Here is a 27,000-nt window from a genome sequence, read left to right on the forward strand (position 1 = left end):
TGTGGCCCTCGGCCGCCGGGTCGTCCACCGGCCGGTGGGAGCTACTTGGTCTTGTCCTCGCCGTTCATGCTCGCGGCGATGTTGCGAACCGCGGTCTTGGCGTCGGTGGCGACCTTGGTGTCCTCCGCCTTGGCTGCATCGGCGGCGTCCGCCGAGGCATCGGCTGCCTTATCGGCTACGTCCACCGTGGCGGCAGCAGCGTTCTCTGCGGCGTCGCTCGCGCTTTCCTTCACGGATTCCTTGACGTCACTGACCGTGGTGGCCGGCACCGGAGCCGGGGTCGACGGCGTCACCGGCGCGGGTGTCTTCCACGGATCCTCGATCGGCTTGGAAGCCTTCCAAGCCGCGACTCCGGCGGCCACGGCCGCGGCGATGATGCCGAAGATGAGGAAGCCGCGGTGCTTGGGCTTCTGCGGCTTCGCTACCTCGCCGGTGACAACGCGGCTGGCTTCGGCAGCCGCGGCCTTGATCTGCTGGCCCGCGGACTGCGCCTGGTCCTGGATGCTGTGGACAACACCGGAGTCAACCAGACGCTGTGCCACGGCGTCCACGTGGGCCGGGGTGCCTTCCAGGGTGCGGTGCACGGCGTCGGAGGCGTGACCGATCTGGTCCGAAAGCTTGGGCAGGTATTCAACGACCACGCGGTCCCGGGCGTTGGCGATAACCGGCGTTGCCCGGTCCAGGGCCTCGTGCAGCCGGGGAGTGGCGCTCTCGACGGCATCATGGATCTTCGGTGCCAGCTGCGCCAGCCCGTCCTGCAGGCGGGGGGTTACCGTGGCCACACCGTCGGCCAGGTTGTGGGCCGCTGACTTGAGGCCCTCCTGGATCTTGGGAGAAGCGGAGTCCAGGCCCTGCTGCAGACGCGGAACGGCCCAGTCGACTGCCGCCTCAACCCGCGGGGCGGCCCAGTCCTTGGCGTTTTCTACTGCGGTGCTGACTGACTGCTCCAGCTCACGGGCAATACGATCCGTTTTCTTCACAACTACCTCCCGATTAATGTGACAGTTCTGCAGTTAGCCTACGTGTCCGGGACTCCACCGGCTATTCTTGGGCTCCATTTCGCCCGGATTTCACCCAGCGCGGAACTGGCTGCGCGGCCCTGTGCGGTGACCCCTGCCGTGGAAGAATAGGGCCATGACTGCCATCGCAACCGCAAAAGCAACCATTCACACGAGCCTGGGCGACATCGTCGTCAACCTCTTCGGTAACCACGCGCCCAAGACCGTCAAGAACTTCGTCGGCCTGGCCACCGGCGAGCAGGCCTGGACCCACCCGGAGACCGGGGAGGACAAGACCGGCACGCCGCTGTACAACGGCACCATCTTCCACCGCATCATCAAGGACTTCATGGTCCAGGCCGGTGACCCGCTGGGCCGCGGCACCGGTGGACCGGGCTACAAGTTCGACGACGAGATCCACCCGGAACTGACCTTCAACGAGCCCTACAAGCTGGCCATGGCCAACGCGGGCATCCAGATGGGCCGCGGCACCAACGGATCCCAGTTCTTCATCACCACCATCCCGACCGGCTGGCTGCAGGGCAAGCACAGCATCTTCGGCGAAGTTGCCGATGATGAATCCCGGAAGGTTGTTGACGCCATCGAAGGAGTCCGCACCGGCATGGGTGACCGCCCGGTTGAAGACGTGGTCATCAACAGCATCGACGTAGAACAGCTCTAGACCTACGCCATGAGCTATGGAATTCCGGCGGCAGAGCCGTCCGCGCAGATCCCGGTGTGCCCCCGGCACCCGGACCGGCCCGCTTACGTGCGGTGCCAGCGGTGCGGGCGCCCGGCGTGCCCCGACTGCCAGCGGGCGGCCGCCGTCGGGTTCCAGTGCGTTGACTGCGTCAACGAAACCAAACGTACGACGCCGGCGGCCCGCTCGGTCTACGGCGGGGCCGCCGCGCTGGGGAGGCCGCTGGCCACCTTCGGGATCATCGCGGCCTGCGTCCTTGTGTATGTGCTGCAGTGGATCGTGCCCAACGACGCGGTCTACCAGGACTTCGCGTTCGCCACGGCCTACGCCAACCCCGCGTTCGGTGCCTTCGAACCTTGGCGGATGCTGACCTCGGCCTTCCTCCACTCCCAGGGCTTCATCCTGCACATCGTGCTCAACATGTACATGCTGTGGATGTTCGGCCAGGCGCTGGAACCCCTCCTGGGGCGCATCCGCTTCCTGGCGCTTTATCTTCTCTCCGCGATCGGCGGCTCCGTCGGCTACCTGTTGCTGACCCCGGCCTACGTCCCGGGCCAGTCCCTCACCGGCGTGGTAGGCGCCTCGGGTGCCATCTTCGGCCTCTTCGGCGCCATGCTGGTGGTCCAGCGCCACCGCGGCGGGGACACCCGGCAACTGTGGGTCCTGATCGCCATCAACGGCGTCATCGGCTTTGTGGTTCCGCAGATCGCCTGGCAGGCCCATCTTGGCGGCCTTGTCACCGGAGCGCTGTGCGCCGCGGTGATCGCCTACGTGCCACGGGGCCGGCGCCAGGGGTTGCTTCAGGCCGCCGGGCTGGCCGCGGTGCTGTGCCTCCTCGTTGCGGCCACCACCCTGCACGCCGCCGCCACCGCGCTGCCGGGCTAGTCTCCGCGGCCGCCTTGCACGCCGCCGCTCTGCCGGCCTAGTCTCCGCGGCCGCCGCCTGCCGGTCCCGCCGCCGCGCTCCCGCATTCCGCCATGGTTCCCGGTTTCCGCTACGGTTCCGGACGGACGCGGCCCGGATCCTGGGTGCACTGGTCCGGAATCGCCGCGGTTTTCCGCAACTGTCGCGTCTTCTGAGCGGTCCGCACCGGACGGCCTCTTTCGAACTCGCCCCCACACGCTTTTCCACAGGGGTTATCCACACTGTTGGTAACTTACATGCCTGTAGTTCGGCCAGGGACGCCTGATCTGGCCGCCACAGCTGGGGAATTCCGTAAAATCCCCAGCTCACTCTCCACACCTGTGGATAACATTTTGGGGAGGCCCTGTGGTTAAGTGGACAACTTTCGCGCGGGGTCAGTGCCCTCGGAAGAGCCCGACAGGACCGTACGCAGCCGACCGCAGGCAGCCGACCGCCCACAGCCGGCCTGCGGCCCCCGTGCGCCGAGGGGGACCTGCGGCCCGGCCCCAGTCCGCGGAGGCCGGACGTGCCACTCCAGGCCCGCCCGAAGAGACCTATCCGTGTGGGCCCTGGGCGGCCGCAACCGCACGGCGGCACGCTCATATCTGATTTATAGACCGTTATGCACAGGGTTGTGCACATTGTTAATAACTTGACGCTCTGACTACTTGGTCGGAAAGGCCGTCGTCCGGGGCTCGTGGAGCGGCTGGCATCACTTCCGGATCGGATTTATCCCCACCTGTGGATAAGTTGTGGGTACTTGAATGTTACTAAGTGGATACACCCCTGCGAGCCCAGAGCAGGCTCCCACAGGTGGGCACGGCGCCGATCCGGCCCACCGGTCGCCGGTGATTGCCCGGGGTGACGGCCAGGGCGTCGGTTATCCACAGGCAATCCACATTGTTAATAACTTACAAGGCTGTAACTCACGGACTGACGGGATCGGGATTGCTGATTCTCCGGGCTGGGTGCCCGCCGCAGGCCGCCTGTGGTGGTTTTCTAATGTCGCCGGCGAGCTCGGATTCTCAACAGCCTGTGGATAACTTAGGCATGCATTGTGCACAGCTGTGGACCCCCGCGGCGAGTCTGTCGCTAGAGCCTAACGAGTCCAGACGCCTGAGCTACCCCTGCGATGGCTGCCGACCAGATGGGTGTCCACCATGCCGATGGCCTCCATCAGTGCGAACATCGTGGTGGGCCCCACAAACACGAAACCACGTTTGCGCAACGCCTTGGACAAGGCGATCGACTCCGGGGAAGTCGTGGGGATCTCGGCCAAGGCCGCGGGTTCCGGGGTGGTGGCCGGCTGGAAGCTCCAGACGAAGTCCACCAGCCCGCCGTCGTCCCTGAGCTCCAGGGTGGCGCGGGCGTTGGTGATGGCTGCCCGGATCTTGAGCCGGTTGCGCACAATGCGGGCATCCTGAAGCAGCCGCTCTACGTCGTCGTCGGTGAAGTCAGCCACGGTCTCGGGGTGGAAGTCGGCGAAGGCGGCACGAAAAGCGGGCCGCTTGCGGAGGATCGTCGCCCAGGACAGGCCGGCCTGAAAGGCTTCGAGGCTGATCCGTTCGTAGAGGCCCTGTTCATCGCGGACCGGGAGGCCCCACTCGGTGTCGTAATAGTCGCGCAGGAGCGGGTCGGCGGCGGCCCAGACCGGGCGGGCCAATCCGTCGTCGCCGATGATGCAGCCACTACTAACGTCCGGTGCCATCAGGTGTCCTTTGCTGGAGAGTTGCCTCCCGGCATTATCGCCCGCCGGGCCGGGAAGGAGTGTGGTTAACGCGGCAGGCCGGCACACTTGGTGTGCCGGCCTGCCGCGAAGGAAATGAGGGGATCAGGAACGCCAACGCGTGGTCATCAGGAAGCCCACGATGGCGATGCCGAACCCGGCAACAATGTTCCACGATGCCCAGTCCCGCACCGGGAGGGTGCCTTCGCTGATGTAGAAGGTGATAATCCACAGCAGGCCGATGATCATCAGGCCAAACATCACCGGCTTGAACCAGACGGGGTTGGGCTTATAGGCCTGCGTCGCAGAAGTCTGCTGCGCGACGCGGGCAGTCCTCTTTCGCGGCTTCGACTCGGGCACGGGTCCTCCTTGGCGGCTGGATGAGGAGCGGGACCCCGGCTTGATATCCTGCAAGAAGGAACAGCCGGCGGTCAACGCGCTCTTGGTCAAGTTTGAAATCCTAATCGCAGCCAATTCTAGCTGTAGTTCAGGCCACACCCGCGCCCGTTGCGAACCCCCAAAGGAGAGCCCACGGTGTTGCAGGAGAAGGCGGAAGCCCTTGCCGCGCCTGCCCCGGGCGGCGGCAGCGCCCCGCGGGGCGCCCTGTCCCGTACCCTCCAGATCGCCGGTGAGCTAATGCTGACCGCGGGTGTGATCCTGCTGCTGTTCGTAGCCTGGCAACTTTGGTGGACCAATCTCGACGCTGACGCCCGGCAACGCGACATCGTGAGGGATTTCGCGCGAAGCCTGGGCGGCCCGGCCAGCCCCCCGGCATCCGCCGTGAACCCCGCCCCTGCAAACGCCGCCCCTGCAAATGCCGCCACCGTGAACGCCGGTCCTGGTCCGGCAGCCGTCGCCGTCGAACCGGAATCCGGCGAGACGATCGGCATCGTTTACATCCCCCGCTTTGGTGCCGGATATACCCGTCCTGTCGTCCAGGGAACCACATCCGAGGTGCTGGATGCGCTGGGGCTGGGGCACTACCCCGGCACCGCGATGCCCGGCGCGGCCGGAAACTTTGCCGTGGCCGGCCACCGGCAGACCCACGGCGCCGTGCTGGACAACATCGACACCCTGGTCCCCGGGGACAGGATCTACGTGCAAACCCGCGAGGGCTACTACCTCTACCGCTTCCGGAACAGCGAAATCGTCCTGCCTTCGGCAACTGGGGTCCTGTTGCCCGTTCCGTCACAGCCGGCGGCCACCCCCACCGAAAGCTACCTCACGATGACGAGCTGCAACCCGCGCTTCGGTTCACAAGAGCGCATCATCACATACTCCTTGCTGGAGCGCTGGCAGCCGGCTTCGGCCGGCCCCCCGGCCGAGATAGCTGCACAGGCGGCGCGCACCCGCGGGGAGGGCTAGGTAAATGTACGGATGGATATTCCGGCGTCTGCCCGGCCCGTTGTGGTTACGGATTGTCACGTCGCTGGTATTGCTGGGCGGCGTGCTGGTATTGATGGTTCAGTTCCTCTTTCCCTGGATGGCGCAATTTAGCCCATTCACTGATTCAACGATTGGTATGGCAAGGCACCCATGAGCACAACCAAGATCCTGGTCGTCGACAACTACGACAGCTTTGTCTACACCCTGGTCGGCTACCTCCAGGAGCTCGGCGCGGAGACCACCGTGGTCCGCAACGACGATGTGACGCTGGACGAGGCGATCGAGATGGCCGAAGCCCGCGACGGCGTCCTGATCTCTCCCGGCCCCGGCGCCCCTGCGGATGCGGGGGTCTGCATCGAGCTGATCAAATGGTGCGGCAGCCACAACAAGCCGATGCTCGGCGTCTGCCTCGGACACCAGGCGCTGGCGGAAGCCTACGGCGGGCGCGTCACGCACGCCCCGGAACTGATGCACGGCAAGACCTCGCTCGTCGAACACCACGGGACCAGCGTCTTCCCCGGTCTTCCCTCGCCGTTCACGGCGACCCGCTACCACTCCCTCGCCGCCGTACGGGAAAGTATCCCGGAGGCCTTGGAGATTACCGCGGAGACGGCAACCGGCGTCGTGATGGGGCTGCAGCACCGAACGGCACCGCTGTGCGGCGTCCAGTTCCACCCCGAGTCCGTACTGACCGAGGGTGGCTACCTGATGCTGGGCAACTGGCTCGAATCCCTCGGTATGGCAGGTGCCGCGGCGCGGGCAGCGGCCTTGAGCCCGCTCATCCAGCACTGACCGGCCGGCTTTAGCCGGCCGGGTCCAGCAGTCTGCCGAGTCCTTCCGTTGCGTCGGTCCCGGTGGGCGACGGCGTCGGTGAGGGCGTGGGGGCCTCCGTCGGCGGGGGCGGGGCTTTGGCCACGGTGATGGTGATCGCCTTGCCCTGCTCGACAGCGGCGTCCGCGGCATCGCTTTGGGCGGTCACCTTGCCGGGCTGGACCTGCGAGTTTTCGACTTCCTTGATGATGGCAAGCAGCCCTGCCTTCTTCAGCGCGGCCTGCGCTTCCGCCAGCGGCAGGCCCACGAGCTGCGGCACGGCCACCTTGCCGGTGGAGACGATGATTTCCACTGTGCTGTCCACTGCCACGGCCTGGGCCGGCGCCGGGTTGGTCGTAATGACGATACCCGCCGGCACGTTGGGGCTGTTGCTCAAGGTGGTCTTCGGTGCACCGGTCAGGCCGGTCCGGCGCAGCTCGTCCCTGGCGTCCGCCTCGGTCCGGCCGGCAAGATCCGAGGGGATGGTGATCACACTCGGGCCTTCGGAGATGTTCAGGGTGATCTCCGAATTCAGCTCCAGGGGGCTCCCGGCGGACGGCTCGGTGTCTACGGCGATGCCCTTGGGGACGCTCTCGTGCTGGATACGTTTCAACTGGGGCTTCAGCCCGGCGTTGTAGAGCCTTTGCAGCGCCTCTGATTCAGTCATCGACGCCACGACGGGAACGTCCACTTTAGCCACCGGGGCGGGCCGCTGGTTGACCATGTTGTAGAGCCACAGGCCGCCGCCGGCCAGCACCAGCAGGGTGAAAATCACCAGCGTTGCCGTCCACATCCGCCGGCGCGATTTCTGCCGGGGTGTGGGTTCGCGTTCGGCCGGCAGGCTCAGCGGCAGGCTGTCGGTGTCCGGGCGTCCGGCGGCGGCGTCGGAAGCAGAGTGCACCGCGGCAACCTCGTCCTCCGCGGGAATATGCTGCGGCGTGATGCGGCTGGACGGGGCCTCATCGAGGAACTTCGCCCCGGTGAGGGCGAAGGCGGCCGTGGGAGGAAGCTGCTCCCTGCCCGCGACCGTGTTGTTCGGATCCGTCGGGGCCTCGCTGGGCGGCAGGGCGGATACGGCGACGCCGCTGCGCGCGGCCCGGAGCGCGCGCCGGAAAGCCGCGGCGTCCTGGAACCTGTCGGCGCGGTTCTTTTGCAGGGCCTTGGCCAGCACGCTGTCCAGCGCCGCGGATACGTCGGGGTTGACGCTGCTGGCCGGCTCCGGAATTTCCCGGACGTGCTGGTAGGCGACGGAGACCGGGCTGTCCCCGACGAACGGCGGGCGTCCGGTCAGCATTTCGTACAGGAGGCAACCCGCCGAGTACAGGTCGCTCCGCGCGTCGACAGTTTCGCCGCGGGCCTGCTCCGGGGAGAGATACTGCGCCGTCCCCACCACGGCTTGCGTTTGCGTCATGGTGGCCGAGGAGTCGGCCATGGCGCGGGCAATCCCGAAGTCCATTACTTTCACGCTGTTGGAATCCGGACAGAACATCACGTTCGCCGGTTTGATGTCGCGGTGCACGATTCCGGCCTTGTGGCTGTAGTCCAAGGCCGCCAGCACCCCGAGCGAAAAGTCGATGGCCTGGTCTATCGTGACTTCCTTGGCCTTGATCAGGTCGCGGATGGTCTTGCCGGAGACGAATTCCATCACGATGTACGGCACCCGCACGGTGTCGTCGTGGCCGCCGGGGACGGCATGGTCCCCGGTGTCGAAGACCGCAACGATGGAGGAGTGGTTCAGCGCCGCAACGGCCTGGGCCTCCCGCTTGAACCGGGCCTGGAACTGCGGGTCCCGGGCCAGGTCCGGACGGAGCAGCTTGATGGCCACGGTCCGTCCCAGCCGGGTATCGATTCCGCGGAAGACATCAGCCATGCCGCCGCGACCGATCAGTTCACCCAGTTCATAGCGCCCGCTGAGGACGCGCTGCGCCGGAACCGGGCTGCTGTCCTCGCGGTGCGATGGAGTGCGGGGTGACGTGGACAAGGATTCCTACTTGGTGGTGCTGACGCTCGGCGAGGGCGACGGCTCTGGAGTGCTCGGGGCGGGCGCGGTGGCAAGGTGGTAGATCACCATGGAACCGCTGGGAACTTTCTCCCCCGAAGCCGGCTCTGAACTCACGAATGTGCCCTCCGGCTGGGTTCCGTCACCCTCAACCGGGGCACCCTTCTGCCAGCGCAGGCCGGCGGCCTGGATGGCCTGCTGGACCTGGGATTCGCTGGCCCCCTGCTCCAGCGGCGGAACGGAAACCAGTTCCGGGCCCTTGGAGTAGCTGACCGTGATGGTGTCACCTGGCTGCACGGGGCCGGAAGGATCGATGTCGAGGACAGTGTCAGGTGCGGCGGGGTCGTTGACGGGGTTCCCCTTGACCTGGAGGTTCATGCCAATAAGTTCAGCGCGGACGTCGTTGTAGGGCCGCCCCTTGTAGGCATCCGGAACCAGGTTGATGGCGGGAGGCGTCGACTGGGTGGGCGTGGCCGAACTGCTAGTGGGGCTGGGGCTCTTGGACGTCGGCGCCGCGCTCGTGGTGCTCGCTATGGCGCTGGAACTGGTGGCCGCCGGGGACGAGGGGAACAGGATCCCGGCCTGGGAGAGGACGACCCCCACGAGGGCAAACAACACCAGCAGGATCAGGGCGATCAGCGGCCAGGTCCAGGGGCTGCGGCCCCGGCGTTTCGGCTCTTCCTCCGGTTCGTAACCGTCGTAGTCCTCCTCCTCCGGGACCCAGGTCCGTTCCGCAGCCAGAGCATCCGCGCGGGAGAGGGCATTGCGGGCGCCGTGACCGCTGGCCGCGGCGGCCCCTGCAGCCATCCCGGCCGCGGCACCGGCACCCGCGGCTCCGATGACAGGCAACGCCGACGTCGACTTGTCGTCCGCAGCGCTTGCGCCGATGACCCCGGTCGCTGCGGTGGGAACATCCACCGGGGCGGTAATGGGGCCAGTGGCGGCTTCAAAGAGCAGCATGCCCGGGACAGCCGCGTGGGCTGCCGCGATGTCGCCGTTGCGGATGGCGTCGGCCGCCTCGGCAAGCTTGATCGCATCGGCCGGGCGGTTCTTCGGGTCCTTGGCCAGCATCGACATTAGGAGGGCACGCACCGGCTTGGGCAGCGTGTCCGGCAGCGGCGGAGGGGCGTCATTGACCTGGGCCAGCGCAATAGCAATCTGGGATTCGCCGGAGAACGGACGGTGCCCGGTGAGGCACTCGTAGCCGATGACGCCGAGCGAATAGATGTCCGAGGCGCCGGTCGCGGTCTGGCCGGTGGCCTGCTCGGGAGCGAGGTACTGGGCGGTGCCCATCACTTGGCCCGTCTGCGTCAGCGGAACCTGGTCCGCCAGCCGTGCGATGCCGAAGTCGGTGACCTTGACCCGGCCGTCCGGGGTGATGAGCAGGTTGCCCGGCTTGATGTCGCGGTGCACCAGGCCCTGGGCGTGCGCGACGGACAAGGCCCGTGCGGTCTGCGAAATCATTGACAGGGTGCGGTCCGGCGAGAGTACCTGCTCGTGCTCAATGATGCTGCTGAGCGGCTGGCCGGGAACGAGTTCCATCACGAGGTAGGCGGAGCCTTCCTCCTCGCCGTAGTCAAAGACGTTGGCGATGCCTACGTGGTTCAGCAGGGCGGTGTGCCGTGCCTCGGCCCGAAAGCGCTGGAGGAAGCCCGGATCACCGGTGTATTCCTCTTTGAGGACCTTAATGGCCACGATCCGGCCAAGGATCAGGTCCTTGGCCTTCCACACTTCCCCCATGCCGCCGATCGCAATGCGTGTGGTCAGCTGGAATCTGCCGCCGAGGGTGATTCCCGATGTAGGCCTCACTTATTCAACACCGCCTCAAAAATCTTCTTCGCGTTCGGACTGGTTAGATTTGCGCCGGTGGTGATGTCTACGCCTTGCATGACGATCGTGACGGCCACTTGCGGGTCGTTGGCCGGGGCGAACCCGGTAAACCAAGAATTGTTCAGGCCGTTGCCAAGCTCGGCCGTGCCGGTTTTGCCGGCCACCTCGACGCCGGGTACCGCGGCAGCGTGGGCGATGCCGTCGCTGACCACGCTGGTCATCCATTCGGAGATCTGGCGGGCAATGTCCGGACTGGTGGAGGTTCGAAGGACCTCGGGCTTGGGCTCGCTGATAATCCGCAAGTCCGGGGATCGCACGGCCTTGACCAAGCGAGGCTTCATCTGGACGCCCCCGTTCGCGATCGCGGCGGTCATCATGTTGATCTGCAGCGGCGTGGCACGGACATCGCGCTGGCCGATGGCCGACTGCGCCAGGCCGGCATCGTCCAGCGGTTCACTCGGGAACTTGCTCTTTGCATAATCAAGCTTGAGCTGGTCGCCGAAGTCCTGCCCGAAGCCGAACTTGGCGGCTTCCTCTTCGATTGCCTTTTGCCCCAGGTCCAGGGCGATGCTGGCGAACGGAGTGTTGCAGGACTGTTGCAGGGCGAAGGCGAACGAGGCGGTGTTCCGGGTGTAGCAATTGCCCCCGGCGTAGTTCGGCAGCTTGTACTGGATGCCCGGGAACGGCATCTCGGCCGGGTTCGGCAGCACGCTGTCCTTGTTGTACTTGCCGGAACCGAGGGCCGCCGCCGTGTCGATGATTTTGAAGACGGAACCCGGTGCCAGGAGCGCGCCGGTGGGGCCGCTCACGGACTGGTTCAGGTTGATGCCGGGGATCTTGTTCAACGCCGTAATGTTGGCGGCTTCGGCTTCGGCATCCTGGGTGGCGATCAGGTTGGGGTCGTATGAGGGCTTGGACACCATCGCCAGGACCGCCCCGGTTTTGGGGTTGGTCACTACGATCGATCCGCGCTGTCCCTCAGGAATCAGGTCAAAAGCGAGCTTCTGGATTTTCGGATCGAGCGTGAGCTCAACCGAGGCCCCCTTGGGCTGGTTGCCGAGGAACAACTGGCCCACCCGGTCCAGGAACAGCTGGTCGGAGCTGCCGGCGAGCTGTTCGTTCATCGCCAGTTCCATGCCGGTCAGGCCGTAGTTTTTGGAGAAGTATCCGGTGATGCCGGCGTACAGCTCCGGCTGTGTGTAAACGCGCTGGAACTGGCAACTGTCGGTGCCGGCGACGGACTGCGCCACGGGCTTGCCGCCGACGATGATGGCGCCGCGATCGTTGCAGTAGTTCTGCAGTAGCGTGCGCTTGTTCCAGGCGTTGGCCTTGAGTTCGTCGGCGCCGACCACCTGGACGTAGCTGAGCGCGCCGAAGATCAAGGCGAACATCGCGATCGCGGCGATCCAGGAGTTGCGAATGGCTTGGTTCACAGGTGTTTCACCGCCTCGGTGGGAGCGTCTGGACTGGTGCTGGTGCCGTGGGCCGGCGCCGCCGCCGGCTTCGGCGGCATGGCAGGGATGTCTTTTGCTGCGTCAGGATCCTCGCCCGGCGGCAGGGGCGTGGTGTCGACCGGTCCGCGCGCGGTGTGGGAGATCATCAGCAGCAGGCCCACGATGATCCAGTTCGCCAGCAGCGACGAGCCGCCGGCCGCGAGGAACGGCGTCGTCAGTCCGGTCAGCGGGATCAGGCGGGTCACGCCGCCGATCACCACGAAGCACTGCAGCGCGACGGCGAAGGACAACCCGGTGGCCAACAGCTTGCCGAACGCGTCGCGGGTCCCGAGCGCGGCCCGGAAACCGCGGGTGAACAGCAGCAGGTACATCAGCACGATCGCAAAGACGCCGATCAGGCCGAGTTCTTCGCCAAAGGAGGCAACGATCATGTCGCTGTTGGCGAAGGGGACGAGGTTGGGGCGGCCCTGGCCCAGGCCGGTACCGACGAGTCCGCCGTTGGCCATGCCGAACAGTCCCTCGACGATTTGCCGGCTGCCGCCGAATTCACGCCCGTAGACCTCCTCGGTGAAGGCGTTGATCCAGCCGTCGATCCGGAGCGCTACGTGTGAGAAGACTTTGGACGCCACAAAGCCGCCGGCCACCATCAGGACCACGCCGATGATCACCCAGCTGATCCGGCTGGTCGCGACGTAGATCATCACGAGGAACAGGCCGAAGAACAGGATCGAGGTCCCGAGGTCGCGCTGGAAGATCAACACACCGATGCTGACCAGCCAGGCAGTGATCATGGGGCCCATGTCCTTGAACCGGGGGAACTGCACCGGGCCGATCTTGCGCCCGGCGAGCAGGATGAGGTCCCGGTTGGAGGAAAGGTAGCCGGCGAAGAAGATGGCGAGGGTGATCTTGGCGATTTCGCCCGGCTGGAAGGTCATGGAACCGAGTTTGATCCAGACGCTGGCACCCAGGATTTCGCCGGCGGAGATACCCGGAACCAGCGGGAGGATCAGCAGCACGGCACTGACCGCGAGCGAAATGTAGGTGAAGCGCCGCAGGATCCGGTGGTCTTTCAGGAACCAGATCACGATGATGGCGACAGCCATGGCCACCAGGGTCCAGCGCAACTGGTTGTTGCCGGTGTCTTCGCCGACGCGGTCCAGGCGGTGGATCATGGCCAGGCCCAGGCCGTTGAGCGCAACCACAAGGGGAAGTATTACCGGATCGGCATATTTAGCGCGGATGCGGAGCACCAGGTGGAACGCCAGCGCGGCGGCCGTGAGCAGGCCGGACTGGAACCAGAAGTCCGTGTCGAAGGCCTTCTGCCGGTCGACGCCGACCAGGGCGTTTGCACCGATCCCCACCGCGAGGGCGAGGATCAGCAGCACCAGCTCGGCATTGCGGCGCGGCCGGGGCGTGGGATCGATCGGCGTCACTTCGCCACCTCACAGTAGCTCGGGGACGGCGTCGGGGTGGGGGTGGCCGTGGCCGACTTGGAACTCGACGCAGCGGAGGGGCCGGCAGTGGCCCGCGCGGTCCCCGACGCGCTGGCGGTGGGTGTGGGGGATGGTGTGAGGCACTCGTCGGCCGGTGCGGTTGTGCCGGTGCGCTCCAGGTTCTTGACGATCCGTTGCGCGTCGTAAAGGTCCCGCGCGGGAACGGTCTGGCGCACGCGCTGCTGCGAGAACTCTGGCAGGTCAGACATCCGGATATCAGTCACCGTTTCGAGGGTGGAAAGCGGAATGGGGCCCAATCGCTGGGAGACCCCATTGAAGATCGCGACCCGTTGATCGTGTTCGCCGATGTAATACCGGGTCTGGGTCCACGCGTAGCCGAGCCAGAGACCGATGCCCAGCACGGCCACGATCGCTGCGGCGATGGAGATGGTCAGCCAGCGCCGGTGCCTGACCGGCGGCTTGTACTCTTCCGGCTCGTCCTTGTCCTGGTCCGCCTTGTGCGTCAACACCGTTGCGGCCCTGCGGGCCACCGTCCGGCCGGCGATGGACGGGATGGAACCGGATGCCGCGGCGGCCGCCGCGGCACCGACAAGCTCATGGGGGCGCGTGGAGAGTTCCTCGCGCAGGACTTCGGCGGACAGATGCTCGCCCAGATGCGGGTCGGTCGACGGCGGCGGTTCCTTCGCGGTGCCGGCGCCCCCCGTGCCCTTGCCGGACGCGTCCGCGGACGTGCGGTCCGACGGGGCGCCGCCGGAAGGCGCGCCCTCGGCCGCCGTGCCGGCGTAGGTGCTGCCGGCGGGTGCGGCAGGCGTGGCGCGGGGCGTCGCCGTCGTGGTGCCGGGAGCCGGTGCCGGGACGACCGTGACGGCGGCGGTGTTCACGTCGTCAGGCGTCTGTTCCGCGATGTCCACCATCACCACCGTCACGTTGTCCGGTGCGCCGGCCTCCAGTGTGAGGTCAACGAGCCGTTCGGTGCACTCGCGCAGGTCCTTGGTCTCCCGGACAGTGCGCTCCACGACGTGGCCGGCGACGTAGTTCAGCCCGTCGGAGCACAGCAGCCACCGTTCCCCGGGCTCGACGTCGAGGATGTCCAGGTCCAGTTCGGGGCTGGCGTCCACGTCGCCAAGGACACGCATCAGCACGTTCTTGTGCGGATGGGTCTCGGCTTCCTCGGGGCGCAGCCTGCCCTCGTCGATGAGCCGCTGGACGAAGGTGTGGTCCACGCTGACCTGTTCGAACGTGCCGCGGCGCAGCCGGTACGCGCGCGAGTCACCGATGTGGGCAAAGTGCAGCTTGCCCTCGGCCAGCAGCAGGGCCGTCACCGTGGTTCCCATCCCGGCCAGCTTCGGATTCATGTGGACCAGCTCGGAGAGCAGCGAGTTGGCGGTCTGGATCTCGTCAGCCAGGACGGTATCCGCGTCTCCGGCGTAGTCATCGCGGTCCAGGTGGATCATGTCCAGCACGGTGGCGGCGGACGCCACGTCACCGCCGGCATGGCCGCCCATGCCGTCCGCGACGACGGCGAGGTGGCGGCCGACGTAGGCGGAGTCGTCATTTTTCGCGCGTACACGCCCGACGTCGGAACGCGCGGCGTAGCGCATGATGAGCGGCCGCTTCGGGGCAGTTGCTGCCTTGTCTGCGGGGGATTCGGGGGCAGCCATGGCTACGGCCTCAATTCAATGACCGTCTTGCCGATTCTCACGGGGACACCCAGCTCGACCGGAAGTGCCCGGGTGAGCTGTTGATCTGCCAGATACGTGCCGTTGGTGGAACCGAGGTCCTCGATAAACCAGCGGCTGCCCTGCGGAAACAGACGGGCGTGCCGGCCGGAGGCGTAGTCGTCCTCCAGGACCAGGGTGGCCTCCTGGGCGCGGCCGAGGAGGATCGGGCTTGCGGCAAGCGGAAGGGTGGTGCCCTTCAGCGGGCCCTCGGTGACGACGAGTTGGCTGGCCTGCTGCTTCACCGGTGCCGGAGCCGGCTCGGCCAGCGCCGGGTTCCGGCGCACCTGGCGTGCCGTGGGGGCACCGGCGGCGGCCTTGCGGCCGATCATGAGGTCCCGGCGCATGGCCGAAACGATGCTGAAGATGAGGACCCAGAGGAGGATCAGGAAACCAAAGCGAAGGGCGGTGATGGTCAGTTCACTCACGGGCGGCCGCCCGGGTTGGCGGGCATCAGGCGGAAGATAATTTTGGTCCGTCCCATCGTGATCGTGGCGCCGTCGGCGAGTTCCGAACTGCCCACCACTTTATGGCCGTTCACGTAGCTGCCGTTCGTGGAGCCCAGGTCGATTGCCTGTGCCGCGCCGTCGCCGGTGCGGATTTCCAGGTGCCGGCGCGAAACCCCGGTGTCGTCGATCAGGATGTCCGCTTCGGAGGAGCGGCCCAGCACCACCGAGGAGGCATTGAGCGAATACCGTTGCCCGTCTATGTCCAGTACCGGCTGGAAGCGGCCGGGCTGGCGGGTGGGGGCCGCGGGCATGGAACCCTGGCTGCCTTGCTGGGTGGGGGAGCCGCCGGCCTTTTCAGTCCGCGACTTGATCTCAAAATCGCCGGCACGGCGCTCTTCGTCGCGCCGGAAACTGATCCGGACCGGGCCCTGGAGGGTGTACCCCTGGCTGCGGACATGGTTAATGACGACGTCGCACAGCTCCTCAGCGAGCGGCGTTCCCCAATCCTGCGCGCGCTGGAAATCATCGCCACTGAGCAGGACATCGAAAACGTTGGGTGCCAGGGTGCGACCCGCGGCGATGGTGAGGGCCTTATTGTCCACTTCACGGCGGAGGTGGCTGGCGATCTCGACCGGCTCGACCTGCGCGCGGGAACCGGTGGAGAAGACCCCGCGGACGGCCTTTTCGATGCCGCGCTCGACTTTGTCCAGCAAGCCCATGGTCCTTCTCCTTTCCTGACAGCTGCCGGGCAGCATTTGTTCCGGAACTCGGTTTCCAACATTCGCGGGAGTCCGCCGTAGTCGGGCACTCCTACACCCGATACTACTGGGCGAGGCTGGGAATGACCTTAATGAGCCCCGGCGCCGGACCCGGGATATTTATGTCCGGGGGGCTCTGACATGCGCGGATGTCCGGAGGGCGACGCCCGCGCGTTGGCGTCCCACCCCCGCGGACGGTCCGGCTGCGGGGGCACGAACGCATCGGTCTGGCACCTCCGGAACCCCGATTGGTGTTTTCCCGCAGTTGTCCGTTATGCTTGATCTCGCTGCTTTTACGAGGTAGACGGTCCGGATTTAGGGCCCTCAACCGGGTGAAAGAAGTTGCGCGCGAGTGGCGGAACGGCAGACGCGCTGGCTTCAGGTGCCAGTGTCCGAAAGGGCGTGGGGGTTCAAATCCCCCCTCGCGCACGCAAATGTAAAAGAACCCCGGTCTTCGGACCGGGGTTCTTTTCGTATAACCCGCTATTGGACCTGCGGGCGCCGCTCAGCGGCCGCCTTGCGCCGCCGTCGGGCGCTACGGCCTGCGCAGCGCTCCAAAACCCGCCACCAACGCCTCGAGCCCCAGGCTGAAGGCGGTATCGGCCTGGTTGCTGTAGCCCTGTCCACCCAGGCTGGCGACGGCGGCGGTGAAGTTCGGCGTTGAGGCCGCAAGGCTGCCGGAGTCAAAGATGTCCGCCGGGGCCGTCACGTCGTAGGCGGAGCCGAAGATGAAGGACTCCAAAGCCACAATCGCGGAAATGATGCGCTCCTGCGGGAACCCTGCCCGGCGGAATCCAGCGGTGACGGCCTCGTACATGGCCAGGGTCTTCGGGGCATCGGCCACCGGCAGCACCGCAATGACGGGAATCAGAGGGGTATGCCGCGAGAAAACGTCGCGGTAGCTCCAGGCCCAGTCCCGGACAGCCTGGTCCCAGGGCTCGGTCTCAAAGGCGGACACGTCCACGAATGAGGTCAGGTGGTCCTGGATCAGGACCAGCACCTCGCGTTTGGAGGACACGTGGTTATAGAGGGCCGACGGTGCCACGTTCAGCGAACGGGCCAGGGCCGCCATGGTGAAGCCGTCGTAGCCGCTCTTGCGGACCAATTGCAGGGCGGCGGCGGTGATGCCGTCCTGATCGAGGACGGCCGAGGCGGGGCGGCCAACCCGGCGGCGCGGTTTGACGTCGGGGCGGTGCGAATCCGCGGTGGCGCTGGTGGCTGCCGGCATTCCGGGCCTTTCTATTGGACTGTCCCAAGGATTATTCCACCGGATGCGACTTTGCGCCGGGGTCTTCCCTCTTTCCCACCGTAGCGCTATAGTCGTCCTAAATGAATGGCATTCATTTAGTGGTCCGCATCACTTACGCGGCCGCAGAGAGGACATCATGCTGGAACTTGACCGCGACGTCGTCATCGTCGGAGCCGGCCCCGCCGGCCTGACCGCAGCAAGGAAGCTGCGGAAAGCGGGCCTGAGCGTCGCCGTGCTTGAAGCACGCGACCGCGTGGGCGGCCGGACCTGGACGGACACCGTTGACGGGGCCATGCTGGAGATCGGCGGCCAGTGGGTCTCGCCGGACCAGACGGCACTGCTGGAGCTCCTGGAGGAGCTGGGCCTGAAAACCTACGACCGTTACCGTCAGGGGCAGGCCGTCTACATCGGCGCCGACGGCAATCGCACCCTGTACTCCGGCGACTCCTTCCCGGTCAGCGAAGCCACCGCCGCCGAGATGGACAAACTGACGGCGCTGCTGGACTCCCTGGCCGCGGAAATAGGCGCTTCCGAGCCGTGGGCGCATCCGAAGGCCCGCGAACTGGACACCATTTCCTTCCACCATTGGCTGCGCGAGAACTCCGCCGACGAGGAGGCCTGCAACAACATCGGCCTGTTCATCGCCGGCGGCATGCTGACCAAGCCGGCGCACGCCTTCTCCGCCCTGCAGGCTGTGCTGATGGCCGCTTCGGCTGGTTCCTTCACCCACCTCACCGATGAGGACTTCATCCTGGACAAGCGCGTCGTCGGCGGCATGCAGCAGGTCTCGCTGCTGCAGGCGGCGGAACTGGGCGACGACGTCGTGCTCTCCAGCCCGGTGCGCACCATCCACTGGGAGGCCGGCACCGCCGGCGAAAACACCGCCGGCAACGCCGCCGGGGTGACCGTGGTGTCGGACCGCGCCACCGTGAACGCCCGCTTCGTGATCATGGCCGTGCCGCCGAACCTCTACTCCCGGGTCTCCTACAACCCGCCGCTGCCGCGCCGCCAGCACCAGATGCACCAGCACCAGTCCCTGGGCCTGGTCATCAAGGTGCACGCCGTCTACAGCGCCCCGTTCTGGCGCGAAGACGGGCTCTCCGGCACCTGCTTCGGCGCGGATGCACTGGTCCAGGAGGTCTACGACAACACCAACCACGAGGACCCCCGCGGCACCCTGGTGGGCTTCGTCTCGGACGAAAAGGCGGACGCCATGTTCGAGCTCAGCGCCGACGAGCGCCGCCGCGCCATCCTCGAGTCGATTGCCGGGTTCCTGGGCGAGAAGGCCCTGGAACCGGAGGTCTACTACGAGTCCGACTGGGGCTCCGAGGAATGGACCCGCGGCGCCTACGCCGCCAGCTACGACCTGGGCGGCCTGCACCGCTACGGCAAGGACCAGCTCGCCCCGGTGGGACCGATCTACTGGGCCTGCTCCGACCTCGCGGCCGAGGGCTATCAGCACGTGGACGGTGCGGTGCGGATGGGGCGGGCGACGGCGGCGCGGATCATCGCCGCGGCCGACCGCACGCCGGCCGCCCGCTAGCGGCCGGCGACCATGTTCCTTCCCAGAACCCCTGTCCACACAGCAACAGCTCAACAACCAGAGAGGTCGGCCAGATGCGTTACGTAGTGGGGTATTCAGCCAATGCCAGAGGCCGTGATGCCGTCAACCTGGCCGTCTCCCTGGCCCGCGGCCGCGGAGCGGCCCTGGACCTGGTGGTGGCCATCCCGGACGCCGGAGTGTTCAATGCGGCCCACGCGCCCGCCGCCGGCTATGACAGCTACCTGCACCAGCAGGCCGCGGAATGGCTCGATGAAGCCCTTGCCCAGATCCCCGCCGACGTGCCGGCGCAGACCCACGTCCGCAGCGGTGCATCCGACGCGCAGACCCTGATCGAGGCCTGCGAGGAGTTCCAGGCGGACATGCTCATCATCGGCGCCACGAGCAACGGGCTGTTCAAGCGGTTCACCGTCGGATCCGTGGCCAGCGCGCTGCTGCACGCCGCCACCGTGCCCGTGGCACTTGCTCCGCACGGCTACCACCGCCGGGACGCGCTGACCCGCGTAAGTTGCGGGCTCGGGGACCGCCCGGGCGCCGAAGAGCTACTCGATTTCGCCGTGTCCATGGCAACCAACCGGAAGGTGCCGCTGCGCGTCGTGTCGCTGCTGACCCTGGACGACGGGGACTCGGCGGACGCCGCCGAAGCCGCCCGCGACTATGCCAATAAGCACCTCGCGGCGGCCCTTCCCTCCGATGCGCAAGGCGCCGCGCCGGCCGGAAAGGCCGACGTCGTGGTGGCCCAGGGCCGCAGCGTCGAGGAGGCCGTGGACCGCCTCGACTGGGAGGACGGCGAAGTCCTCCTGATCGGCTCCAGCCGCCTCGCCCGGAACCGCTCCATCTTCCTGGGCAGTACCGCAAACCGCATCCTGCGGGCCCTGCCGGTGCCGATGATCGTGGTCCCCAGCGACTACGAGCTCAAGCACCCGTCCCCTTCCCCGTCGAGCGACACCTCCCGAGAGGCACAAGCATGAGCACCGAACACGCGACCGCCAAGGCCGCACAACCCCAGCGGGACCACGGACTGAGTGAAAAGGGACTAAAGGCCGGATCGGTGGGGCTGATCGGCGCCGTCGTCATCGGCGTCTCCTGCATCGCCCCGGCCTACACCCTCACCGCCGCCCTCGGCCCGACGGTCTCCGAGGTGGGCGTCCACCTTCCGGCGATCTTCCTCGTGGGCTTCATTCCGATGCTGCTGGTGGCCTTCGGCTACCGGGAGCTGAACAATGCCATGCCTGACGCCGGCACCTCGTTCACTTGGGCCTCGCGGGCCTTCGGCCCCTGGCTCGGCTGGATGGGCGGTTGGGGACTGATCGCGGCGACCATCATTGTGCTGTCCAACCTGGCGGCCGTCGCGGTGGACTTCTTCTACCTGATGCTGGCGCAGATTTTCGGCAACCCGGAGCTGGCGGACCTGACCACCAACCTGCCGCTGAACATCGCGACGACGCTGGTCTTCATTGCACTGGCGTGCTGGATCTCCTACCGCGGCATGGAAACCACCAAGACCGTGCAGTATGTCCTGGTCGCCTTCCAGCTGCTCGTGCTGGGCTGGTTCGCCGTCGCCGCCTTCAGCCATGTGGCGAACGGAACCGCTTTCGACGCCACCGCCATCGCCCCGGACTGGTTCAACCCGTTCGCCGTTGAGTCCTTCTCTGCCTTCGCAGCCGGGGTGTCGCTGTCCATCTTCATTTACTGGGGCTGGGACGTCACGCTGACCATGAACGAGGAGACCAAGAACCCGGAGAAAACCCCGGGCCGCGCGGCCACCGTCACCGTCCTGGTCATCGTGGTCATCTACATGACCGTTGCACTGGCCACCCTGGCCTTCGCCGGCATCGGCACGGAGGGCCTCGGCGCGGGCAACCCGGACAACCAAGGCAGCATCTTCGCCGTCCTTGCCGGACCCGTGATGGGGCCGTTTGCGATCCTGATGTCGCTGGCCATCCTGAGCAGCTCGGCCGCATCGCTGCAGTCCACCTTCGTCTCACCGGCGCGCACGCTCCTGTCGATGGGCCACTACAAGGCGCTGCCGCACAAGTTCGGCAAGATCAGCCCCAGCTACAAGTCCCCGAGCTACGCCACCATCGCTTCGGCAGTGGCCGCGGCCGTCTTCTACGTGGTCACACGGACCCTGTCCGAAAACGCGCTGTGGGACACCATCACGGCACTGGGCATGATGATCTGCTTCTACTACGGCATCACTGCACTGGCCTGCGTCTGGTTCTTCCGCGCCCAGGCGTTCAGCGGCGCGCATTCGTTCTTCTTCAAGTTCCTTGCACCGCTGCTGGGCGGCGTCATCCTGCTGGTGATGTTCTTCAAGACCGCCTACGACTCGATGGACCCGGAGTACGGCTCCGGCTCGTCCATCGGCGGCCTGGGCCTGGTCTTCATCCTGGGCATGGGCGTCATCCTGCTGGGTGTGGTCCTGATGCTCGTCATGGCCAAACTTCGTCCCGAGTTCTTCAAGGGCCAGGTGCTGTCTCGCGGCCGCTGAGCCCCGGCGGCCGGACGAAGGGAAGGTCCTCCGTCCGCCAGCCTGAGCGCGCGCCTTGAAAAGTAAGCACGCTTATCAATAGGCTGGCGGGAGGAGGACCTCCCTCCGTTGATCAAGGAAGAGGTGGGCGCATGTCGGATGCACAGGACATCAGCAAGGTGACGGACATCATTAATGGTTCGCGGATCGGGATGTTCACGACGATCAATGAGAAGGGCGCGCTCGTTAGCCGGCCGCTGGCGGTCCAGGACGTCCAGGACGACGGCGACATGTGGTTCTTCACGTCGTCGGACACTTCGCAGGTGGCCCACGTCTCGGCCAACCCCGAGGTCAACGTGTCGTTCGGCAAGGGCACCGAATGGGTGTCGGTGGCCGGCACAGCAACCGTGGTAACTGACCGCCAGCAGATCCGCGACCGGTGGAACCAGGCCGTGGAGGCGTGGTTCCCGGACGGCCCGGACACCCCCGGGGTGGTCCTGCTGCACGTGGACTCGGATTCGGCCGAATACTGGACCAGCCCGGGCGGAACGGCCGCCACCGTCCTGCAGTGGGTGAAGTCCAAGGTCACCAACAGCCGGATGAGCGTCGGCGAAAGCGGCACGGTCGAGCTCTAGGCCGACCGGGGCGCTGCGGTCAGCCGGTCGTCTCAGCCGATGATCTTGAGCGCCGTGCCCCAGTTGAAGGACTCATAGGCCGGATTCAGCTGCAGGCCGACCACCAGCAGTTGCATCCCCTCCAGCTCGCGGGCGTGGTGCAGCGCCCCGACCTGGAGGGGCCGGAGTCCTGCCGCGGCCACAAACGCCGCCACTTCGTTGCGGGCGGCTTCCGAGTCGGAGGCGATGAAGACATCCAGCGCCATCCCGCCCGCGGAGCCTTCCGCCAGGGTGCCGGCGAAGGTCGTGTTGAAGGCCTTTACTACACGCGCGCCGGGCAGCAGCCGGGCCACCTCTTCGGCCGCCGAGGTCCCCGGCTCAACCACCAGCGAGTCGCCGGTTTCCATGTTGATCGGATTGCTGATCTCGATGACCGTCTTGCCGCTGAGCGTGTCGCCGTAATGCGTGGCAACCTCCTTGGCCGGCTCGAAGTAGAGGGCCAGGACCACAAGGTCGCCCTCGGGCACATCGCCGAGGCTGCCGGAGGTCGTCGTCGGACCCAGCTCTGCCGCGAGTTTGGCGGCGTTGTCCGGGCTCCGGTCCAGGATCTGGACGGAGCGTCCGGCTGCGACCGCCCGCAGGCCGATCGCCCGGGCCATGTTGCCGCTGCCGATAATCGTAATGTCAGTCATCGCGCCCCTTCGGTGGAAACCCGCTGTGCGCCGGCGGCGCGTTCTGCCTCCGCCAGCGCCCGTTCCAGCCGGTCGACGGCGGTGCTGTAGCCACCGGGTGCCTGGCTGTCCGGGCCGGTTCCACAACGGAGCCGCTCGGCCGCCTTCATTGCCTTCAGCAGCGCGGCGGTTTCCGGCCGGGACGGATCGCTCATGGCCGGGAAATCGATGCAGAAGACAGGATCCAGTTCATAGCGCTGCCACCGTGCGAGGGCAGCGCGGTGCCGGTCCGCCGCGGCGGTATCGGCTGCGGTGGCGTCCCGGGCGGCACGCCTGGCTTCCTGCCAGCGGAACACCCCCGGCGCCCAGCGGTAACTGGCAACGGCCGTGGCGGCGGCCACGGCGGCGAGCAGCAGGCCGGCCAACGGGGAAACCAGCGCCGGCAGCACCACCGCGGGGCCGACGACGGCGAGCCCGGCAAAACCGTCCCAGAACACGGCGTCCGGCAGTCCGCCGTCGGAGTTCCGGTGCTTCCAGACGAGATAAACGGTCCCGGCTACGGCTGCCGCGACTACGAGGGCCAGGAGCAGGACCTGCCAGGCCCCGAACAGGGCGGAATCTGCTAGCGACGGCATGGAACACCTCCTGCGGAACCGTCCCGGGCGGGCGGTGGTCCGCTGATTCCATTGGAATCCATCGGGGGCGGGCCGTCAATGGCCGCGGTTCCCCCGGTTCCCACCCGGGTCCGTCCCGGCGTAGCCTAGGGCCCATGCGATTGAAAATGTGCAGTATCCACGTGAAGGACCCGGCGGCAGCCCACGAGTTCTACACCGGAATCCTGGGCTTTGAGACCCTGATGGCGATGCCGGAGCACAATCTCTACATCGTCAAGGACCCGGGCGGCGGCTCGTCAGCAGGCCTGCTGCTGGAACCCAGCGACAATCCGATCGGCGCTGCCTACATGAACGCCTGCCACGACGCCGGGCTGCCGGCGATCGTGTTTGGCGTCCCGGACGTCCGCGCCGAGTATGAGCGGCTGGCCGCCAAGGGCGTGATCTTCGAGGCCGAACCCTCGGAGGGCCCGGGCGGCACGAGCGTGGTGCTCGACGACGGCTGCGGGAACTACGTCCAGCTGCACCAGGACTGAGCGCGGGCCGCTCACGGTTCAGCTGCCCCGCCGGTACTACTCGGCCTTGGCGCGGGCTTTCTTGGCGTCCTTCTTGGCAGCCTCGTCCTTGACGCGCTGGGCTTCGGCGCGGACCGCGGCGTGGGTGGACCGCTCGGCGACCAGCCAGGCCGGGGGAGCCTGCAGCAGCGCGGTGATTTCCGCCGTCGTCAGCGCCTCCTCAACGCCGCCGCGCGCGAGGCCGCTGATGGAGACGTTGAGTTTCTGCGCGACCACGGGGCGCGGGTGCGGGCCGGTGCGGCGCAGTTCGGCCAGCCACTCCGGCGGGTTGGCCTGGAGCTCGGCGAAATCAGCGCGGGTGATAACTGAATCCTGGAACTCCTGGGGTGTTGCGGGCAGGTAGATGCCAAGCTTCTTGGCAACGGTGGCCGGCTTCATGGACTGGGAGTTTGCAGAGGTCATGTTTCAAGGGTATCCGGCGGGAGGCCCGCAGGGCACCAAAGCGGCACCAGTCGGCCGCGGGAGCGGGGCCGTCCCGACGGCAGTGACGGTACTGTGAACGTGTGTCCGCAGAAGAAGAAACAGCCCAGCCCCACGACGAACCGGTACCCGCTGCGCGGGAGCTGACGTTCGCGTACGTCGCCGGCGTGACCCCCGGCAAATGGATCCGTCGCTGGGAAGAACGGATGCCTGACGTACCGCTGCACTCCTTTATGTCCGATGACGGTGCCCAGCTCGCGGTGCTGCGCGACGGTTCCGCGGACCTGAGTTTTGTCCGGCTGCCGGTGCAGCGCGAAGGCCTCAGCGTTATCCCGCTCTACGAGGAGCAGCCGGTAGTAGTGGCGCCCAAGGGGCACGAGATCTCCGTGTTTGAGGAGGTGGCGCTGGTGGACCTGGCCGCTGAGACCTTCCTCGATGTGGCTGCCCTGGGCGGCCCCGAGGCGGCGCTGCAGGTGGTGGCCGCCGGTGCCGGCCTGGCGATCCTGCCGATGTCCGTGGCCCGGCACTTCAACGTCAAGGACACGGTGGCCCGGAAACTCACCGGCGCTCCCACCACGGAGATTGCCCTGGCGTGGCCCAGCGACACCACGGACGAAGTCATCGAGGAGTTCATCGGCATTGTGCGCGGCCGCACCGCGGCCAGCTCCCGGCAGCCGTCAGCGCAGCAGGAGAAGCCCAAGCGCGAGCCGAAGCCGGACCGGCGCGGGCCCGCGGTCAAGAAGCCGAAGGTGGCGCAACGGTACGCGCCCAACCCGGACAAGGGCCGCGGCAAGGGATCCCGGAAAAAGGGAAAGCGCTGACCCGCTGACCCAACTGCCGGCTACTTGGCGCAGGCGTCCCGGAGGGCCTTGACCGAATCGGCCGGCACCTGGTCGCCCGAATCCGCAATCTGCTTCAGCGGCGTGGTGATCTCGGCGGGCACCCCGGCGCCTTGGGCACCGGACACCAAGGCACCTAGGGCCTTCTTGTCCTGGACGCTGACCAGGCCGTCCTCAACTACGGAACAGGCCTGCTTCTTGATCTCGCTCCCGGCGGCGGTGGCGACCTGGGAGGCGCCATCGTTGACGGCTTTCTCGGCGGCCTGCTGCACCTGGCCGCAAGCGCTCAGGACGATCGCAAGGACGGCGAGGGACGCGGCGGCGAGGGGACGTTTCATGGTTTCAGCCTAGCAAGCCGGCGCTGCCTGACCTGGCGACCGGGATTCGTCCGTGGATCCTGGGCGGCACCGGCGGGGCGTTCCGTGTGCTGTCCGCGGCGGGGGCCCGGCGGCCCTGAGCCGGGTTCTGCCGCAGTACCCGCGAAGCCTTCCGGAACATCCTCCGCGGGCGTAACCTGTGCGCACTTGCAGGACGCTAGTTGATGGAGGTGGGCACAATGTTGGACAAGAAGCAGGTGCTGGGGGTCGGCGCCGGGGACCTGCAGGGCGCGGTTTCACGGGAGACCGCGCGCATCATGCGGGAGGCCAAAGGCGACCGGCTGAAGGCAACCAAAATCATCCTGGACAAGCTCCTGGAGATGGGGCTGATCACGGAAGCGGAACTCCCGGTCCTGGGCCGGATCTGTGAGGAAGGATTTGCCGCCAGCTCCGGCAAGAAAGAGCCATCCGCGGCGTACCACACGGTCCGGGAGTCCTATGACAAATTGCTGCTGGAGCCGGGGGCCAGCCCAGTGGCACTGGCCTTCGCGTCGGCGGCGGCCGGCTCCTATGTGGTCGCGGACGCTGCAGCGGACGGTGGCGGCGGAAGCGCCGGCGTCGTTTACAAAAAATCCGGCGGGAACTGGCAGGAGACTCTGGCGGGGGCGGGAGCCGCGATCGGCGGTATCCTCGGGGGTCCTGCCGGTGCGGGACTCGGCACCGTCATCGGCGGTGTGACCGGCAAAATCGTGGACGAATGCCTGTGACAACCGCCCGGTGCGCGTCGAGCAGGGACGCTCACTCGCCGTGGACGGCGCTCTGCTTCTGTTCCGAACGGTCGAGGTAGGCCAGCAGGAGCTCCGCCGCGCGGTCCGGGTCGCCGGCTTCCAAGGCGGCACAGATGTGCTCGTTGTCTTCCAGGTAACTGCGGTAAAAGTGCGCATCCACGGTGGCTTTGTGGAAGAACAACCGCATCTCGGCGAGGACCTGGGACATGATCGTGTCCAGCCGGCGGCTGCCGGCCAGCGCCACGATCGCACGGTGGAAGTGCTGGTTCGCTGTGCCCAGGCCCTCCTCGTCGTCGGCGGCCGCCGCGGCCTTCCCTTCCTCGACCGCGGCGCGGACCGCGGCCACCTGCTCTGGGGTGCCTCCGCCGCGCAGGGCCGCGACCTCGACGGCGCGCCGCACCGTGTACACATCGTGGATGTCGCCGGGGGCCAGGCTCGCCACGAAGACTCCCCGGTTGGGCTGCCGGACCACCAGGCGCTCCGCAGCCAGTTCGGCGAACGCCTCTCGCACGGTGTTGCGGGAGACGCCCAGGTCTTCGGCAATCGTCGACTCGGTCAGCCGGGTGCCCGGCAGCAGCACTCCGTCGGCCAGCTGCTGGCGGAGTTCGGCAGCGACGCGGTCAGCCACCGAGGGGACGGCGATGCGCAGCCGGGCCGCGGCCGCCAAGGTGCGGGGGCCCGCGTCGGAGGTCGTCAT

General features: G+C 67.1%; 27 protein-coding genes and 1 tRNA gene. 12 read left to right on the forward strand and 16 right to left on the reverse strand.

From position 1 onward, the window contains the following. Nucleotides 1-41: 41 nt before the first annotated feature. The gene (locus ACUYM2_RS00070; protein WP_481598200.1) at nt 42-980 is read right to left on the reverse strand and encodes a hypothetical protein; all 939 of its coding nucleotides are present in this window, start codon (nt 978-980) and stop codon (nt 42-44) included. 154 nt (nt 981-1,134) lie between these two features. On the opposite strand from ACUYM2_RS00070, the gene ACUYM2_RS00075 reads away from it, so the two are divergent. Both ACUYM2_RS00075 and ACUYM2_RS00080 read left to right on the forward strand, forming a co-directional pair. Next, nucleotides 1,135-1,680 carry a peptidylprolyl isomerase gene (locus ACUYM2_RS00075; RefSeq protein WP_481598201.1) on the forward strand — a complete coding sequence of 182 codons (546 nt, stop codon included), beginning with the start codon at nt 1,135-1,137 and terminating at the stop codon, nt 1,678-1,680. A 9-nt stretch (nt 1,681-1,689) separates the two neighbouring features. Then, nucleotides 1,690-2,583, forward strand: coding sequence for a rhomboid family intramembrane serine protease (locus ACUYM2_RS00080; RefSeq protein ID WP_481598202.1), 894 nt, complete (start codon nt 1,690-1,692; stop codon nt 2,581-2,583). Between the two features lie 1,117 nt (nt 2,584-3,700). On the opposite strand, the gene ACUYM2_RS00085 is transcribed toward ACUYM2_RS00080, so the two are convergent. Together ACUYM2_RS00085 and ACUYM2_RS00090 are read right to left on the reverse strand one after the other, a co-directional pair. Continuing rightward, nucleotides 3,701-4,309 (reverse strand): DNA-3-methyladenine glycosylase I, encoded by a 609-nt coding sequence (locus ACUYM2_RS00085; RefSeq protein ID WP_481598203.1) that lies wholly within the window; start codon nt 4,307-4,309, stop codon nt 3,701-3,703. A gap of 123 nt (nt 4,310-4,432) precedes the next feature. Then, nucleotides 4,433-4,687: a cell division protein CrgA gene (locus ACUYM2_RS00090; protein ID WP_481598204.1), complete on the reverse strand. Its 255-nt coding sequence runs from the start codon at nt 4,685-4,687 to the stop codon at nt 4,433-4,435. Between the two features lie 177 nt (nt 4,688-4,864). On the opposite strand from ACUYM2_RS00090, the gene ACUYM2_RS00095 reads away from it, so the two are divergent. Both ACUYM2_RS00095 and ACUYM2_RS00100 read left to right on the forward strand, forming a co-directional pair. After that, nucleotides 4,865-5,692, forward strand: a complete 828-nt coding sequence (locus tag ACUYM2_RS00095) for a class E sortase (protein WP_481601359.1) — start codon at nt 4,865-4,867, stop codon at nt 5,690-5,692. A 171-nt stretch (nt 5,693-5,863) separates the two neighbouring features. Further along, nucleotides 5,864-6,505: an anthranilate synthase component II gene (locus ACUYM2_RS00100; RefSeq protein WP_481598205.1), complete on the forward strand. Its 642-nt coding sequence runs from the start codon at nt 5,864-5,866 to the stop codon at nt 6,503-6,505. A 10-nt stretch (nt 6,506-6,515) separates the two neighbouring features. Here the strand turns inward: ACUYM2_RS00100 and pknB are convergent, their stop codons facing one another. The 7 genes from pknB to ACUYM2_RS00135 are packed head-to-tail and all read right to left on the reverse strand — an operon-like array spanning nt 6,516 to nt 16,146. Continuing rightward, nucleotides 6,516-8,504: a Stk1 family PASTA domain-containing Ser/Thr kinase gene (gene pknB, locus ACUYM2_RS00105; protein WP_481598206.1), complete on the reverse strand. Its 1,989-nt coding sequence runs from the start codon at nt 8,502-8,504 to the stop codon at nt 6,516-6,518. 6 nt (nt 8,505-8,510) lie between these two features. Next, complete coding sequence (locus tag ACUYM2_RS00110; RefSeq protein ID WP_481598207.1) at nt 8,511-10,331, reverse strand: protein kinase domain-containing protein; 1,821 nt, start codon at nt 10,329-10,331, stop codon at nt 8,511-8,513. Further along, nucleotides 10,328-11,785: a peptidoglycan D,D-transpeptidase FtsI family protein gene (locus ACUYM2_RS00115; protein WP_481598208.1), complete on the reverse strand. Its 1,458-nt coding sequence runs from the start codon at nt 11,783-11,785 to the stop codon at nt 10,328-10,330. The genes ACUYM2_RS00110 and ACUYM2_RS00115 overlap by 4 nt, the downstream gene beginning before the upstream one ends. After that, nucleotides 11,782-13,239 (reverse strand): FtsW/RodA/SpoVE family cell cycle protein, encoded by a 1,458-nt coding sequence (locus tag ACUYM2_RS00120; RefSeq protein ID WP_481598209.1) that lies wholly within the window; start codon nt 13,237-13,239, stop codon nt 11,782-11,784. The genes ACUYM2_RS00115 and ACUYM2_RS00120 overlap by 4 nt, the downstream gene beginning before the upstream one ends. Further along, nucleotides 13,236-14,921 carry a PP2C family protein-serine/threonine phosphatase gene (locus ACUYM2_RS00125; RefSeq protein ID WP_481598210.1) on the reverse strand — a complete coding sequence of 562 codons (1,686 nt, stop codon included), beginning with the start codon at nt 14,919-14,921 and terminating at the stop codon, nt 13,236-13,238. Before ACUYM2_RS00125 ends, ACUYM2_RS00120 begins: the two co-directional genes overlap by 4 nt. 2 nt (nt 14,922-14,923) lie before the next feature. Beyond that, nucleotides 14,924-15,406, reverse strand: a complete 483-nt coding sequence (locus ACUYM2_RS00130; protein WP_481598211.1) for an FHA domain-containing protein FhaB/FipA — start codon at nt 15,404-15,406, stop codon at nt 14,924-14,926. After that, nucleotides 15,403-16,146 (reverse strand): FhaA domain-containing protein, encoded by a 744-nt coding sequence (locus ACUYM2_RS00135; protein ID WP_481598212.1) that lies wholly within the window; start codon nt 16,144-16,146, stop codon nt 15,403-15,405. Before ACUYM2_RS00135 ends, ACUYM2_RS00130 begins: the two co-directional genes overlap by 4 nt. Nucleotides 16,147-16,531: 385 nt before the next feature. On the opposite strand from ACUYM2_RS00135, the gene ACUYM2_RS00140 reads away from it, so the two are divergent. Then, nucleotides 16,532-16,614: transfer RNA gene (locus ACUYM2_RS00140), tRNA-Leu, on the forward strand. A 106-nt stretch (nt 16,615-16,720) separates the two neighbouring features. Here ACUYM2_RS00140 and ACUYM2_RS00145 read toward each other — a convergent pair. After that, the gene (locus ACUYM2_RS00145; protein WP_481598213.1) at nt 16,721-17,413 is read right to left on the reverse strand and encodes a TetR/AcrR family transcriptional regulator; all 693 of its coding nucleotides are present in this window, start codon (nt 17,411-17,413) and stop codon (nt 16,721-16,723) included. A 157-nt stretch (nt 17,414-17,570) separates the two neighbouring features. Between ACUYM2_RS00145 and ACUYM2_RS00150 the strand changes: the two genes are divergently transcribed. The 4 genes from ACUYM2_RS00150 to ACUYM2_RS00165 all read left to right on the forward strand — a co-directional run bounded on the left by ACUYM2_RS00150 (nt 17,571) and on the right by ACUYM2_RS00165 (nt 22,103). After that, on the forward strand, nt 17,571-18,977 hold the full coding sequence (locus ACUYM2_RS00150) for a flavin monoamine oxidase family protein (RefSeq protein ID WP_481598214.1): 1,407 nt from the start codon (nt 17,571-17,573) through the stop codon (nt 18,975-18,977). 74 nt (nt 18,978-19,051) lie between these two features. Further along, a complete protein-coding gene (locus tag ACUYM2_RS00155) occupies nt 19,052-19,966 on the forward strand; it encodes a universal stress protein (RefSeq protein ID WP_481598215.1) in 915 nt (304 codons plus the stop codon). Further along, the gene (locus ACUYM2_RS00160; protein ID WP_481598216.1) at nt 19,963-21,489 is read left to right on the forward strand and encodes an APC family permease; all 1,527 of its coding nucleotides are present in this window, start codon (nt 19,963-19,965) and stop codon (nt 21,487-21,489) included. Before ACUYM2_RS00155 ends, ACUYM2_RS00160 begins: the two co-directional genes overlap by 4 nt. A gap of 131 nt (nt 21,490-21,620) precedes the next feature. Beyond that, nucleotides 21,621-22,103, forward strand: coding sequence for a pyridoxamine 5'-phosphate oxidase family protein (locus tag ACUYM2_RS00165; protein ID WP_481598217.1), 483 nt, complete (start codon nt 21,621-21,623; stop codon nt 22,101-22,103). A 32-nt stretch (nt 22,104-22,135) separates the two neighbouring features. On the opposite strand, the gene ACUYM2_RS00170 is transcribed toward ACUYM2_RS00165, so the two are convergent. Together ACUYM2_RS00170 and ACUYM2_RS00175 are read right to left on the reverse strand one after the other, a co-directional pair. After that, entirely contained in the window at nt 22,136-22,774 is a 639-nt protein-coding gene (locus ACUYM2_RS00170; protein ID WP_481598218.1) for an NADPH-dependent F420 reductase, read from the reverse strand. Continuing rightward, a complete protein-coding gene (locus ACUYM2_RS00175) occupies nt 22,771-23,388 on the reverse strand; it encodes a hypothetical protein (protein ID WP_481598219.1) in 618 nt (205 codons plus the stop codon). The genes ACUYM2_RS00170 and ACUYM2_RS00175 overlap by 4 nt, the downstream gene beginning before the upstream one ends. Before the next feature lie 134 nt (nt 23,389-23,522). Here ACUYM2_RS00175 and ACUYM2_RS00180 point away from each other — a divergent pair, with 134 nt between their 5' ends. Further along, nucleotides 23,523-23,900, forward strand: a complete 378-nt coding sequence (locus tag ACUYM2_RS00180) for a VOC family protein (protein WP_481598220.1) — start codon at nt 23,523-23,525, stop codon at nt 23,898-23,900. 36 nt (nt 23,901-23,936) lie between these two features. Here ACUYM2_RS00180 and ACUYM2_RS00185 read toward each other — a convergent pair whose 3' ends face one another. Then, a complete protein-coding gene (locus ACUYM2_RS00185; RefSeq protein ID WP_481598221.1) occupies nt 23,937-24,341 on the reverse strand; it encodes a DUF5997 family protein in 405 nt (134 codons plus the stop codon). Between the two features lie 101 nt (nt 24,342-24,442). On the opposite strand from ACUYM2_RS00185, the gene ACUYM2_RS00190 reads away from it, so the two are divergent. Then, nucleotides 24,443-25,180, forward strand: a complete 738-nt coding sequence (locus ACUYM2_RS00190; protein WP_481598222.1) for a LysR family substrate-binding domain-containing protein — start codon at nt 24,443-24,445, stop codon at nt 25,178-25,180. Between the two features lie 20 nt (nt 25,181-25,200). On the opposite strand, the gene ACUYM2_RS00195 is transcribed toward ACUYM2_RS00190, so the two are convergent. After that, on the reverse strand, nt 25,201-25,536 hold the full coding sequence (locus ACUYM2_RS00195; protein WP_481598223.1) for a hypothetical protein: 336 nt from the start codon (nt 25,534-25,536) through the stop codon (nt 25,201-25,203). A gap of 218 nt (nt 25,537-25,754) precedes the next feature. Here ACUYM2_RS00195 and ACUYM2_RS00200 point away from each other — a divergent pair, with 218 nt between their 5' ends. Next, a complete protein-coding gene (locus tag ACUYM2_RS00200; protein ID WP_481598224.1) occupies nt 25,755-26,282 on the forward strand; it encodes a hypothetical protein in 528 nt (175 codons plus the stop codon). A 31-nt stretch (nt 26,283-26,313) separates the two neighbouring features. Here ACUYM2_RS00200 and ACUYM2_RS00205 read toward each other — a convergent pair whose 3' ends face one another. Continuing rightward, entirely contained in the window at nt 26,314-27,000 is a 687-nt protein-coding gene (locus ACUYM2_RS00205; RefSeq protein WP_481598225.1) for a GntR family transcriptional regulator, read from the reverse strand.

Source organism: Arthrobacter sp. SD1074B (genome assembly GCF_056780195.1).